Raw genomic sequence first — 13,071 nt, 5'->3', positions numbered from 1 at the left:
CGCGAACGAAGATAGGTCATCGCTCGCGAGCCGGCGGTGACCTCAGTAGCTTTCGACGGCGTGGGTCGGGGCGGCGCTCCGGATCGGGGAGACGATTGTGAGCAGGAGGTAGACGAGGAATCCCGCCACCAGACCGACGACCCAGGAGTAGTCGTAGAGGGGTTGGAGGAACGGGATCAGGCCGTCGGCAGGGAACGGGCCGGCACCGGGGTTGGAGTAGGCGCCGCCGACGGCGAGGAGGGAGCCGACGAGGGTGGCGACGACAGCTCGCCAGTTCCAGCCGGCGGCGTACCAGTAGCGGCCGTTGGGGAGGTACAGGTCGGCGAGGAAGAGGTTGGTGCGGTCGACGAACCAGTAGCCCGCGATCAGCACGCCCGCCACCGACGCGAGCAGGCCGCCGTAGAACGACAGCCAGACGAAGATGTAGATCGACGGGTCCGAGATCAGCCGCCAGGGCTGGATCACGATGCCGATCACGCCGGTCAGCAGGCCGGCGGTGCGGAAGTTCAGCCAGCGCGGCAGGGCGTTGGCGAAGTCGTACGACGGGCTGACCACGTTCGCCGCCACGTTGCACGACATCGTCGCCAGGATCGCCATGATCAGGCCGATCGTGACCACCACCGGGTTCTCGAAGCGGCGGGTCAGCTCGACCGGGTCCCAGATCGCCGAGCCGTAGACGATCACCGTGCCGGAGGTGGTGATGATCGAGACCAGCGCGATGAACGACATCGTCGTCGGCAGCCCGATGATCTGCCCGATCACCTGCTGGCGCTGGCCTTTGCCGAACCGGGTGAAGTCGGGCATGTTCAGCGACAGCGTCGCCCAGAACGCGATCATCCCCATCAGCGACGGCGCGAAGATCTTCCAGAAGTCGGCGTCCCAGCCGAGCTTCGACGGCTGCGACAGGATCGGCCCGAAGCCGCCGGCCTTGACCAGCACCGTGATCATCAGCGCCAGGAAGGCCAGCGTGACCAGCGGCGCGGCCCAGTTCTCGAACCGCCGCAGCGCCTCGATGCCACGCCAGATCAGCACCATCTGCAGCACCCAGAAGAAGAAAAAGCTGAGCCACATGGTCCACGGGTGACCACCGATCGCGCCGGCATCGGACCAGCCCGAGCCGGCCAGCTCGCCGACGATCACGTAGATCGCCTGGCCGCCGATCCAGGTCTGGATGCCGAACCAGCCGCACGCGACGAACGCCCGCAGCAGCGCCGGGAAGTTCGCCCCGCGGACCCCGTAGAAGGCTCGCGCGAAGACCGGGAACGGGATACCGTACTTCGTACCCGCGTGGCTGTTCAGCAGCAACGGCACCAGCACGATCAGGTTTCCCAGCGTGATCGTCAGGAACGCCTGCAGCCAGTTCATCCCGAGCGCGACCAGCCCCGCCGCGAGCAGATAGCTGGGGATGTTGTGCGCCATCCCCATCCACAGCGCCGCGTAGTTGTACGTCGTCCAGTGGCGCTCCGGCAATCGGGTGGGAGCCAGCTCGGCATTCCCGTACCGGCTGTCGGCGACAACGGCCGGGTCGGCCAGTTCCACCCGCCCGTCCGGGTGGGTGATCTGTTCAGGAAAAGCCGGGGCCGCATGCGCCATCGTCGCCACCTCGTCCGCAGTCGTGTTTCGCACCAACGTGCGGGATGACGGACGTCCTGTCAACGCATAACAGCACAGCGTCACCGTCGTCGCCGACGGTGGCCGGGCTCACTCGTCCTTTGCTAGTCCGAGCAACGGCAGGGTCGGGCGGCGGGGAGCGCCCAGCGCGGCGTAGCCGCGGCGTACTGCCTGCTCGAGGTGGGCTTGCGGCCACGGCCAGTCGTCGGTGTGGGCGAGCGCGTCCTCGAGCGAGGTGCCGTTGTGATGCAGGCCGGAGATCGTGTTCGCGACCGTGCCGATGTCGCCGTTCTGGTCGCGGACGAACTCTGCGTCGACGACCGCACCGTGCCCCGGTACCACCTTGGCGGTCGCGGACAGCAGCCCGATCAGCCGGTCGACCGTGTCGGCCCACTCCAGCGGGTACGAGTCCTCCCCGTACGACGGGGGCGCGGACTCCTCGATCAGGTCGCCGGCGAAGAACACGTCGACATCCGGTACGACGACCACCACGTCGCCGTCGGTGTGGCCATTGCCCAGGTGCAGCACCTCGACCCGCCGGTCGCCGAGCTCGATCACCTTTGCCACGGCGAAGGTGTTGTCGATGGCAACGGTCTCGGCGACCGCTGCGGCGGTGTTCTCCTGCGCGTAGCTGGTCGCGTCCTTGAAGGCGGGATTGCCGAAGACGTGGTCGAAGTGCGCGTGCGTGTTGACCACCCAGCGGATCGGCGCGTCGGTGACCTCGCGGATGTGGGCGAGCAACTCCTCGCCCTCGGCGGGAGTGCCGCGGGTGTCGATCACCAGCGCGCCCTCGCTGCCGACGACCAGCCCGATGTTCACGTCGTACTTCTCGTACCGCCGGACCCAGGTCCGGTCGCCCAACTCAACCCACGCGCTCATGCCGACGACCCTAACCGCAGCGGTCAGCGGGAGATGACGTCGCCTGCCAGTACCTGACTCCTGTCGATGCCTTCGAGCAGCAGGCCGACGTTCTCGCCCGCGCCGGCCGTCTTGAGCTTCTTGCGGAACGCCTCGACGCCGGTGACGCGCGTCGTCGCGACCTGCTGCCCGGCGCGCATGATCAGCACTTGGTCGCCTTCGGAGATCGTGCCGGTGGTGATCCGGCCGGTCACCACCGTGCCGCGGCCGGTGATCGAGAAGACGTCCTCCACCGGCAGCACGAAACTTTCGCTGTCCCGCGGCCGCGGCGCGTCCGGCAGCTCCCGCTTCCAGAACTTCCATCCCATGCCGCGACCTTAGGCCATATCCAGCCGCCGGAATGGGGGTTGAAGGCCCCCGGCCAGCAGCCTAAGGTCGCAGAGCTGAACCGATTCATCCGATCTCTACACCGATGAAGCAATCGAAGGGCGGCGGCGTGACGACACGACGGGCACTGGTGGTCCGGGGTGGCTGGGAAGGGCATGTCCCGGTCGAGGCGACCGAGCTGTTCATCCCCTTCCTGAAGGAGAACGACTTCGAGGTGACGGTCTCGGACACCACCGAGAGCTACCTCGACCTGGCCGGTGTCGACCTGGTGCTGCAGTGCATCACCATGAGCGAGATCACCGCCGAGCAGGTCTCGGGCCTGGAGACGGCGGTCCGCGCCGGCACCGGCCTGGCCGGCTGGCACGGCGGCATCATCGACTCGTTCCGCAGCAACACCGACTACAGCTTCATGACCGGCGGCCAGTTCGTCTCGCACCCCGGCGGCGCGGTCGACCACCGGATCGAGATCGTCTCCGACCACCCGATCGTCGAGGGGCTGACGCACTTCGACCTGCGCACCGAGCAGTACTACGTGCACGCCGACCCGACCAACAACGTGCTGGCCACCACCACCTTCCGGGCGCACCCGGACTTCCCGTGGATCGACGGCGCGACGATGCCGGCCGTCTGGACCCGCACCTGGGGCGAGGGCAAGGTCTTCGTCGCCACGCCCGGCCACACCGTCGCCGACCTCGACACGCCAGAGGTCCGCACCATCATCGAGAGGGGCCTGCTGTGGGCGAGCAAGTGACCAACGTCGGCATCGTCGGCACCGGTGTCATCAGCGGTACCTACCTCGAGCACCTCGCCAAGCTCCCCGGCGTCAAGGTGGTCGCCGTGGCCGACCTGGACATCTCCCGGGCGCAGGCGATCGCCGATCAAAACCCGGGCGTCCGGGCCCTGACGTCCGACGACTTGTTCGCCGACCCCGAGGTCGACATCGTCCTCAACCTGACCATCCCGGCCGCCCACGCACCGGTCCACCAGGCTGCGCTGCAGGCGGGCAAGCACGTGTACGGCGAGAAGCCGCTGGCCGTCGACCGTGCCGAGGCAGAGCCGTTGCTCAAGCTCGCGGCTGCCAACAAGCTTCGCATCGGCTGCGCCCCAGACACAGTGCTCGGCACCGGCACGCAGACTGCCCGCGTGGCGCTCGACCGTGGCGACATCGGCGTACCGACCGCAGCGACGGCGTCGTTCGTCACGCCTGGGCATGAGCTGTGGCACCCGGCGCCGGAGTTCTACTACCAACCAGGTGGCGGCCCGCTGCTCGACATGGGTCCGTACTACATCACCAGCCTCGTCACTCTGCTTGGACCGGTGAAGCGGGTCACTGGTCGGGCCGGGCGCTCCCAGGAGCAGCGGAAGGTGCACAGCGGGCCGCGGGCCGGGGAGACGTTCCCTGTCGGAGTACCGACGCATGTGACCGGCGTACTGGAGCACGAGTCGGGTGCGCTCACCACTGTGCTGATGAGCTTCGACGTGTGGGCCGCACGGCTGCCGCGGATCGAGATCTACGGCACGGAGGGCAGCCTGTCCGTCCCGGACCCGAACAACTTCGACGGCACGGTGGAGATCGCGACTGCCACCAACCGTGACTGGACGCAACTCCCGGTAGCCGGTGGGTACGCCGGTGCCGGCCGCGGCGTCGGAGTGGCCGACATGGCTCGCGCACTGCGCAACAACGAGCCGCACCGGGCGGATGGCGCGCTGGCCTACCACGTGCTCGACGTCATGGAGTCGCTGCTCGAATCTGCCGCTCAGGACCAGTCGGTGGACGTGGCGAGTACGGTCCAGCGGCCTGCCGCCGTACCTTTGGGAGCGTCGCCGGAAAGCAGCTGAGATCCGTCCCACGCCGCTACTTGTGGGTAGGTGTCGTGCGGGCTCGGTAGACTGGCACTCGAAACTCGGGAGTGCCAACCCGAGGGGCCGACGTGAGAGGGGTGGTGCGCGTGCTGGACGAACGCAAACTGGACGTTCTCCGAGCCATCGTCGAGGACTACGTGGCCACCCACGAGCCGGTCGGCTCGAAGACCCTGGTCGACCGGCACAACCTCGGCGTCTCCCCGGCCACGGTCCGCAACGACATGGCCGCGCTGGAGGAGGAGGGGTACATCACCCAGCCGCACACCAGCGCCGGCCGGATCCCGACCGACGCCGGGTACCGGCTGTTCGTCGACAAGCTGAGCACCGTCAAGACGCTGTCGCCGGCCGAGAAGAAGGCGATCTCGTCCTTCCTGGTCGGCGCGGTCGACCTGGACGACGTGGTCCGGCGTACCGTCCGGCTGCTCGCCCAGATCACCCGTCAGGTCGCGATCGTGCAGTACCCGACGCTGAGCCGGTCGAGCGTGCGGCACGTCGAGGTGGTCACGATGACGCCGCGGCGGCTGCTGCTGGTGCTGATCACCAGCACCGGCCGGGTCGAGCAGCGGATCGTGGAGACCCAGGACGACGTCGACGAGCAACTGATCGCCGACCTGCGCTCCCGGCTGAACTCCGCGCTGACCGGCCAGCGGCTGACCGACGCGGCGACCTCGCTGGCCAGCGTCACCGAGACCTTCCCACCGGCCGACCGGTCGCTGGTGGCCGCCATCGTCACGAGTCTGCTGGAGGCCTTCACGGTCGAGGGCGAGCAGCGGATCGCGGTCGGCGGCGCGGCCAACCTGACCCGCTACGGCGACGACTTCGAGCGCAACGTGAAGCCGGTGCTGGAGGCGCTCGAGGAGCACGTGATCCTGCTCAAGCTGCTCGGCGAGGCGACCAACCCGCAGACGCTGACGGTCCGGATCGGCCACGAGAACCCGTACGAAGGACTTGCCACCACCTCGGTCGTCGCCACCGGCTACGGCTCCAAGTCGGAGGCGCTGGCCACTCTCGGCATCGTCGGCCCGACCCACATGGACTATCCGAGCACGATGGGCGCGGTCCGCGCCGTCGCGCGCTACGTCAGCCAGATCCTGGCCGACTCGTGAACCACCGAACGCACCGAACACTGCCTACCAAGTGGTCTGGAGTATGAGCACCGATTACTACGCCGTCCTCGGCGTCAGCCGCGACGCGAGCCAGGACGAGATCAAGAAGGCCTACCGCAAACTGGCCCGCCAGTACCACCCGGACGTGAACGACTCCGAGGACGCGCACCACAAGTTCCAGGAGATCGGCCGCGCGTTCCAGGTGCTGAGCGACCCGCAGAAGAAGCAGGTCCACGATCTCGGCGGTGACCCGTTCGCGAGCGGGCCCGGCGCGGGTGCGGGCGCCGGCTTCGGCCAGGCGTTCACCTTCACCGACATCATGGACGCCTTCTTCGGCCAGACCGGCGGGGCGACCCGTGGGCCGCGGCCACGCACCCGGCGCGGCCAGGACGCCCTGATCCCGCTGCGGATCGACCTCGCCGAGGCGGCCTTCGGGACGACTCGTGAGCTGAAGGTCGACACCGCGGTACTCTGCCCGACCTGCTCCGGATCCGGCGCGGCCGCCGGCTCGGAGCCGGTCACCTGCGAGATCTGCCACGGCCGGGGCGAGGTCACCCACACCCAGCGCTCGTTCCTCGGCGAGGTCCGGACGATGCGTCCGTGCCCGAACTGCCGCGGCTTCGGCACCACCATCCCGAACCCGTGCGTCGAGTGCGCCGGCGACGGGCGGGTGCGCTCCCGGCGTACCGTCACCGTCAAGATCCCCGGTGGCGTCGACAGCGGCACCCGGGTCCAACTGACCGGCCAGGGCGAGGTCGGCCCGGGCGGCGGCCCGGCCGGCGACCTGTACGTCGAGATCGAGGTCGAGCCGCACGAGATCTTCACCCGCAGCGGGGACGACCTGCACTGCACGGTGACGCTGCCGATGACGGCGGCCGCGCTCGGTACGACGATCGACCTGCCGACGCTCGAGGGCGAGACGACCCCGCTGGAGATCCGCGCGGGAACGCAGTCGGGGACGGCGATGACGCTGACCGCTCGCGGTGTACCGCGGTTGCGGCACGCGGGGCGTGGCGACCTGATCGTGCAGGTGATCGTCGAGACGCCGACCAAGCTCGACGACGCGCAGAAGGACCTGCTGCGGCAGATCGCCGAGGCGCGTGGCGAGGAGCGCCCGCAGGGTCATGTCCAGGCGGCGCACAAGGGTGTCTTCGGGCGCCTGCGCGACGCCTTCGGTGCGCATTGAAAACGACTTAGGCTGCCGGGCGATGGGACTCGCGGTCTTCTACCTGCCTGATCTCGACGGCCCCGAGCTGGTACTTGACGGGGCCGAAGGTCGTCATGCGGCCGTCGTACGCCGGATCGCCCCGGGCGAGCGAATCCGGCTGACCGACGGCCGGGGCTCGTTCGCCGAGGGTGCGGTCGTGGCTGCCTCCAAGAGCGGCCTGACCGTGGCAGTCGACCACCGTGGTGAGGTCGACTTGGCGAGCCCGCGGCTGGTCGTAGTACAGGCTCTGCCGAAGGGGGAGCGGGCCGAGCTGGCTGTCGAGATGCTCACCGAGGTGGGCGTCGACCTGATCGTCCCGTGGAACGCGGACCGCAGCCAGTTCCGCGCCAACCCCGAACGCGTGGCCAAGACCGAGAGCAAGTGGAGGGCCTGGGCCTTCGAGTCCAGCAAACAGTCCCGCCGCTCCTGGTTCTGCGAGGTGGCTCCCATCGCCTCCACCTCCGAGGTCTCCGAACTCCTCGCCGACGCCGCCCTGGCGGTGGTCCTGCACGAAGAAGCCACCACCCCGATGGCCTCGCTGAAGTTGCCGGACAGCGGCGACATCGTCATCGTCGTCGGCCCCGAAGGCGGCATCACCCCAGCCGAACTGGAAGCCTTCGCCGCCACCCCGGTCCGCCTCGGCCCCACAGTCCTCCGTACTTCGACCGCCGGCGTGGCCGCCGCCTCCGCCCTGCTCGCCCACTCCCGCTGGAGTTGACCCCCGATGGACTGGCTGGAATGGCACCAGGACTACGACGACCCATCATCTGACCTGAGCGGCCGGCTCCGCTCGGTCCAGCGCGCGATCCGGACCCACCTGGACGCACATCCCGAGGGCCCCATCCGGGTGATCAGCGCCTGCGCCGGCCAGGGTCGCGACCTGATCGAAGTACTGGCCACCCACCCGGCCCGCGACCGCGCCACCGCACGCTTGGTAGAGCTAGACCCCCGCCTGGCCGAGACAGCCCGCGCAGCAGCTGCTGCTAACGGGCTCACCGGCATCGAGGTCGTAGAGGCCGACGCCGGAGCAAGCGCGACCTACGCGGGCGCAGTACCGGCCGATCTGGTCCTCTTCTGCGGCGTCTTCGGCAACATCACTCCCGCCGACACCCAGGCCACCGTCCGCGCGCTCCCCGCCTTCTGCACCCCCGGCGCCACCGTCATCTGGACCCGCGGCCGCCACGATCCCGACATCCGCCAGGACATCCGCGGCTGGTTCACCGACTCCGGCTTCGAGGAGCTGTCCTTCGACGCCCCCGACGACGTCGTCTGGTCCGTGGGCGCCAACCGCTACGTGGGCTCCGGCGCACCGGCCGTCGCGCCGGAACGCCTCTTCACCTTCACGTCCTACTTCACGTAGACGGTCTTGGAGTCCAGGTCGGTGATGCGGCCGTCCTCCGGAGAGAGCAGGTAGACCTCGATCAGCCATTCGCCGGGGCCGAGCTTGGGGGTGAAGGCGTACGGGGAGAACTTCTGGCCCTCGGCGGCCATCGTGTAGTTCTTCACGACCGCCTTGGTCTTCAGGTTGGTGGCCTTCCAGTCCACCTGGGCCTCGAATGCCGACGCGATGCCGGTGACCTTGAAGAACTGCTTGACCGTCTGGTTGTTCTCCGGGGTCTCGATCCAGACCATTGCCTGGACGTCGGCCTTCTGGGCCTTGTTCAGCGGTTGGTTCGCGTCGATGACGCCGAAGATGGCCCTGGGGATGCGGCCCTGCTCGGTGATCTGGACCGGGACCGTCCGCTGCAGCGCGCCCTGGACGGTGTAGACGAGTTGCTGGGCGGCCATGTCGGCGACGTCCGGCTCCAGGGTGGCCTCAGGCAGTTGCTTGAAGTCGACCAGGATGAGGTCGTCGGTGTAGCGGACCGAGTTGACCGCGGCGCCGTCCCAGGGCGACACGTAGTCGGGGTCGCCAGAAACCTTCGACATCGTCATCAGCCGGACGGCCTCCTCGGCCGGCCGGCCGTTGATCGACTGCCAGGTCCGGTACAGGCGGTAGTCGGGGCCGTTCTTGTTGCCGACGACCTTGCCGAGCCAGTAGATCGGTACGGCCTTCTGCTTGACCTCGGTCTCCTGGACCGCGCGGGTCTTGTCCGTCGGAGCCACGGTGGGCGGCTGGCTGGATGCCTTGGTGGGGGCGGGCCTGGGGGTGACAGGCAGCGTGGGGGCGGTGCGGGACGGGTCGGCGGACGCGCTGGTGGTCGTGTCCGGGCCGCCGGCGATGCTGGGCTGGTCGGCCGTCTTGGTGTTGTCGTTCAGTACCGTGAACGCGCCGATCGCCGCCGCCGTACCGAGCACCGCCGCGCCCGTGGTGATCACCCAGGGACGCCGGCTGACCGGCGTGCGCTGGTTCCGGACCCGGGCCTGGATCTCGTGCAGGCCGTCGGCCGGCTCGATCCGGTCGGCCTCCTCGGCCAGACTTCGCCGCATCAGCTCGTCGAAAGGGTCTTCCCCGTGGTTGCTCATGCGCTCTGCTCCAGAACCTGGCGCAGCGACCTGGTCGCTCGCGCGGCGTGACTCTTCACGGATCCCCGGCTGATCCCCATCGTGTCGGCGATCTCCGCCTCGGACAGGTCACCGTAGTACCGCAGCACCATCACGGTGCGTTGCTTCTCGGGCAGGGTGCGCATCGCCTCGATCACCCGGTCGGTCTCAGCGCTGCGCAGCGCGGCCTGCTCCGCGCTCGGTTCGTCCGGCAGGGACTTCGGCAGATGCTTGTCCACCACCACCAGGTGCCGCTGCCGGGACCGGCAACGGTTGACCACGGCGGTCCGCAGGTATGCCAGGGCCTTGTGCGGGTCGCGGAGCCGGTTCCAGCGTCCGTGCATCGCCACGAAGGCGTCCTGCACGATCTCCTCCGCCGAACCGGTGTCGCGCAGCAGCAAGGCGCCGAGCCGGACCAACGACGTGTAATGCGCCGTGTAGACAGCCGTCAGCGCCTCGTCTGCATCCCACGAGGACTCATGTGCCACGCACTCTTCGTACACCACGGCCGGTTGTGCCACGCAACGGAGACGCGAAGGTCCGGTCCCAGGTTGACAACCTTCGGCGAATATCGCCCCGGCCGGGCGGTTTTGAGGCGGCCGGAGGGTTTTATCGGATGAGGCTGTCGGGTGGGGCCGCTAGCATGGGTGGGTCACACCATCGGGCATTTGGAGGAACAGGCTGTCCAGGCCACGCAGTATCGAGCCGTCGCAACCGGATGCGGCGCGCGCTGACGGCAGCGCAGCAGGTGCGGGTCAGGGTGCCGGTCGCGGCACCGGTCACACGGCGTCCCACAAGATCGTCGTACCGAACAGCATCGTCATGGTGGCGTTGCTCGGGGCCCGGGACGAGTTCCTCCGGATCATCGAGAAGGAGTTCGACGCGGACATCCTGGTCCGCGGCAACGAGATCACGATGACCGGCGAGCCGGCCGAGCTGGCCCTGACCGAGCGGCTGGTCGACGAGCTGATCGCGGTGGTCCGGACCGGTCACGGGCTGACCGCGGACTCGGTCGAGCGCAGCATCGCGATGATCAAGGCCGAGACGGTCGAGAGCCCGGCCGACGTGCTGACCCAGAACATCCTGTCCAGCCGCGGCCGGACGATCCGGCCGAAGACGCTGAACCAGAAGCGCTACGTCGACGCGATCGACAAGAACACGATCGTCTTCGGGATCGGCCCGGCCGGTACCGGCAAGACCTACCTGGCGGTCGCCAAGGCGGTCCAGGCGCTGCAGGCCAAGGAGGTCAACCGGATCATCCTGACCCGGCCGGCCGTCGAGGCCGGCGAGCGGCTGGGATTCCTGCCCGGCACGTTGTCGGAGAAGATCGACCCGTACCTGCGGCCGCTGTACGACGCGCTGCACGACATGCTCGACCCGGACTCGATCCCGCGGCTGATGACGGCCGGCACGATCGAGATCGCGCCGCTGGCGTACATGCGCGGCCGGACCCTGAACGACGCCTACATCATCCTGGACGAGGCGCAGAACACCTCGCCGGAGCAGATGAAGATGTTCCTCACCCGGCTCGGTTTCGGCTCCAAGATGGTCGTCACCGGCGACGTCACCCAGGTCGACCTGCCGACCGGGACGAACTCCGGCCTGCGGGTCGTCCAGGACATCCTGGAAGGCGTTCAGGACCTGGCGTTCTGCCGGCTGACGGCGCACGACGTCGTCCGGCACAAGCTGGTCGGCCGGATCGTGTCGGCTTACGAGAACTACGAAGGCAGCGCTGACAACCACCGATGAACGTAGAGGTCAACAACGAGTCCGGCGTCGAGATCGACGCACACGGACTGATGCGGCTGAGCCGCTTCGTGATGTCGTCGCTGCGGCTTCACCCGGAATGCGAATTGTCGATCAAACTGGTCGACGAGGACACGATGGCGCGGTACCACGTCGAGTTCCTGGATCTGCCGGGCCCGACCGACGTGATGTCGTGGCCGATGGACGAGCTGCGCCCCGGCGGGGACAGCACCGATGACGCCGACCTGCCGCTCGGGCATCTCGGCGACATCGCGCTGTGCCCGACGGTCGCGGCCGCCCAGGGCGCGAAGGCCGGCCACGGCACCTGGGCCGAGCTGGAGCTGCTGACCGTGCACGGCATCCTGCACCTGCTCGGCTACGACCACGCCGAACCCGCCGAGAAGGCGGAGATGTGGGACATCCAGGGCCGCCTGCTCGAGGCCTGGCGGGCGCCTGGAAACAGGCTCGGGCAGGAGTGACGGACCGGTGAGTTCCCACGACGGCGTTCTGCTGATTGTGGCTGCGGTGCTGGTGCTGCTGGCCGGGCTGTTCGCCGGCGCGGAGGCGGCGTTCTCGGCGTACTCGAAGGTGCGCGCCAACGAGCAGGTCGAGCAGGGCAACCTGCGCGCGGTGAAGCTCCGCGACCTGCTCAGCGACGCTCCGCGGTACCTGAACTCCCTGCTGCTGATCCGGCTGAGCTGCGAGATCACCGCGATCGTGCTGGTCACCCAGGCCCTGTCGAACATCTTCACCGTGACCTGGCAGCACATCCTGATCACCGCGGTGCTGATGGTGCTGGTCTCCTACGTGATCATCGGCGTCGCGCCGCGCACGCTGGGCCGGCAGCACTCGGACCGGTTCGCGATGGTCTCGGCCGGCCCGATCATGACGCTCACCCAGGTGCTCGGACCGCTGCCGAAGCTGCTGATCCTGATCGGCAACGCGCTCACCCCCGGCAAGGGCTTCGCCGAGGGCCCGTTCGCGACCGAGGCCGAGCTGCGCGCGCTGGTCGACCTGGCCGAGAAGTCGTCGGTGATCGAGAAGACCGAGCGGCAGATGATCCACTCGGTCTTCGAGCTCGGCGACACCATCGTCCGCGAGGTGATGGTGCCGCGCACCGACATGGTCTACATCGAGCGGCACAAGAAGCTGCGCCAGCTCACCTCGCTGGCGCTGCGCAGCGGGTACTCCCGGATCCCGGTGGTGGGTGAGTCGCTGGACGACATCGTCGGCGTCGTCTACCTCAAGGACGTGATGCGCCGGGTCTACGACAACGCCTCGGCGGAGTCGACCGAGCGGGTCGAGTCGGTGATGCGGCCGTGCATGTACATCCCCGACTCCAAGCCGGTCGACGAGCTGCTGCGCGAGATGCAGGCGGCCCGGATGCACGTGGCGATCGTCGTCGACGAGTACGGCGGTACCGCGGGCCTGGTGACGATCGAGGACATCCTGGAGGAGATCGTCGGCGAGATCACCGACGAGTACGACGAGGCGCCGGAGGCGGTCCAGGCGCTGTCCGACGGCGCCTACCGGGTCTCCAGCCGGTACCCGATCGACGAGCTCGGCGACCTGTTCGGCGTACCGCTGGACGACGACGACGTGGACACCGTCGGCGGCCTGATGGCCAAACTGCTCGGCAAGGTGCCGATCCCCGGCGCCGAGGTGGAGATCCTCGGACTGTCCCTCACCGCGGAACGGCCGTCCGGCCGCCGCAACCAGGTCGGTACCGTGCTGGTCCGGCGCGGACAGCTCGCCGACCAGCCGCAGGACAGCAGCCACCAGACCGCCTGACACACTTCGCCTGGCACA

At 68.7% G+C, this 13,071-nt stretch carries 14 protein-coding genes; 9 read left to right on the top strand and 5 right to left on the bottom strand.

Going from position 1 to position 13,071, the window contains the following annotated elements; genetic code table 11:
• Positions 1-42: 42 nt before the first annotated feature.
• The 3 genes from ACIA12_RS13475 to ACIA12_RS13465 all read right to left on the bottom strand — a co-directional run bounded on the left by ACIA12_RS13475 (position 43) and on the right by ACIA12_RS13465 (position 2,837).
• A complete protein-coding gene (locus ACIA12_RS13475; protein ID WP_396367244.1) occupies positions 43-1,593 on the bottom strand; it encodes an NCS1 family nucleobase:cation symporter-1 in 1,551 nt (516 codons plus the stop codon).
• 108 nt (positions 1,594-1,701) lie between these two features.
• A complete protein-coding gene (locus ACIA12_RS13470) occupies positions 1,702-2,490 on the bottom strand; it encodes an MBL fold metallo-hydrolase (RefSeq protein ID WP_396367243.1) in 789 nt (262 codons plus the stop codon).
• A 23-nt stretch (positions 2,491-2,513) separates the two neighbouring features.
• On the bottom strand, positions 2,514-2,837 hold the full coding sequence (locus tag ACIA12_RS13465) for an EF-Tu/IF-2/RF-3 family GTPase (RefSeq protein WP_396367242.1): 324 nt from the start codon (positions 2,835-2,837) through the stop codon (positions 2,514-2,516).
• 104 nt (positions 2,838-2,941) lie between these two features.
• On the opposite strand from ACIA12_RS13465, the gene ACIA12_RS13460 reads away from it, so the two are divergent.
• The 6 genes from ACIA12_RS13460 to ACIA12_RS13435 all read left to right on the top strand — a co-directional run bounded on the left by ACIA12_RS13460 (position 2,942) and on the right by ACIA12_RS13435 (position 8,392).
• Complete coding sequence (locus ACIA12_RS13460; protein WP_396367241.1) at positions 2,942-3,607, top strand: ThuA domain-containing protein; 666 nt, start codon at positions 2,942-2,944, stop codon at positions 3,605-3,607.
• Positions 3,592-4,695, top strand: a complete 1,104-nt coding sequence (locus ACIA12_RS13455; RefSeq protein ID WP_396367240.1) for a Gfo/Idh/MocA family protein — start codon at positions 3,592-3,594, stop codon at positions 4,693-4,695. Before ACIA12_RS13460 ends, ACIA12_RS13455 begins: the two co-directional genes overlap by 16 nt.
• 110 nt (positions 4,696-4,805) lie before the next feature.
• Positions 4,806-5,825, top strand: a complete 1,020-nt coding sequence (hrcA, locus tag ACIA12_RS13450; RefSeq protein ID WP_396368287.1) for a heat-inducible transcriptional repressor HrcA — start codon at positions 4,806-4,808, stop codon at positions 5,823-5,825.
• A 43-nt stretch (positions 5,826-5,868) separates the two neighbouring features.
• The gene (dnaJ, locus tag ACIA12_RS13445; RefSeq protein WP_396367239.1) at positions 5,869-7,011 is read left to right on the top strand and encodes a molecular chaperone DnaJ; all 1,143 of its coding nucleotides are present in this window, start codon (positions 5,869-5,871) and stop codon (positions 7,009-7,011) included.
• Between the two features lie 22 nt (positions 7,012-7,033).
• Entirely contained in the window at positions 7,034-7,750 is a 717-nt protein-coding gene (locus ACIA12_RS13440) for a 16S rRNA (uracil(1498)-N(3))-methyltransferase (protein WP_396367238.1), read from the top strand.
• Between the two features lie 6 nt (positions 7,751-7,756).
• Entirely contained in the window at positions 7,757-8,392 is a 636-nt protein-coding gene (locus ACIA12_RS13435) for an SAM-dependent methyltransferase (protein WP_396367237.1), read from the top strand.
• On the opposite strand, the gene ACIA12_RS13430 is transcribed toward ACIA12_RS13435, so the two are convergent.
• Both ACIA12_RS13430 and ACIA12_RS13425 read right to left on the bottom strand, forming a co-directional pair.
• Entirely contained in the window at positions 8,380-9,498 is a 1,119-nt protein-coding gene (locus ACIA12_RS13430) for a Gmad2 immunoglobulin-like domain-containing protein (RefSeq protein WP_396367236.1), read from the bottom strand. The two genes, ACIA12_RS13435 and ACIA12_RS13430, sit on opposite strands and share 13 nt — an antisense overlap.
• Positions 9,495-10,004, bottom strand: a complete 510-nt coding sequence (locus tag ACIA12_RS13425; RefSeq protein WP_396367235.1) for a SigE family RNA polymerase sigma factor — start codon at positions 10,002-10,004, stop codon at positions 9,495-9,497. Before ACIA12_RS13425 ends, ACIA12_RS13430 begins: the two co-directional genes overlap by 4 nt.
• A 334-nt stretch (positions 10,005-10,338) precedes the next feature.
• Here ACIA12_RS13425 and ACIA12_RS13420 point away from each other — a divergent pair, with 334 nt between their 5' ends.
• From ACIA12_RS13420 to ACIA12_RS13410, 3 genes are read left to right on the top strand one after another with little or no spacing between them, the layout of a single operon-like run.
• Entirely contained in the window at positions 10,339-11,265 is a 927-nt protein-coding gene (locus ACIA12_RS13420; protein WP_396367234.1) for a PhoH family protein, read from the top strand.
• Positions 11,262-11,741, top strand: a complete 480-nt coding sequence (gene ybeY / locus ACIA12_RS13415; RefSeq protein ID WP_343984004.1) for an rRNA maturation RNase YbeY — start codon at positions 11,262-11,264, stop codon at positions 11,739-11,741. The genes ACIA12_RS13420 and ybeY overlap by 4 nt, the downstream gene beginning before the upstream one ends.
• 7 nt (positions 11,742-11,748) lie before the next feature.
• On the top strand, positions 11,749-13,053 hold the full coding sequence (locus ACIA12_RS13410; protein ID WP_396367233.1) for a hemolysin family protein: 1,305 nt from the start codon (positions 11,749-11,751) through the stop codon (positions 13,051-13,053).
• Positions 13,054-13,071: the final 18 nt, after the last annotated feature.

The organism is Kribbella sp. NPDC051620 (assembly GCF_044453825.1).
Lineage (GTDB): Bacteria > Actinomycetota > Actinomycetes > Propionibacteriales > Kribbellaceae > Kribbella.
The sequence above is the reverse complement of the archived record's forward strand: the minus strand, read 5'-3'. Positions and strand labels throughout refer to the sequence as shown.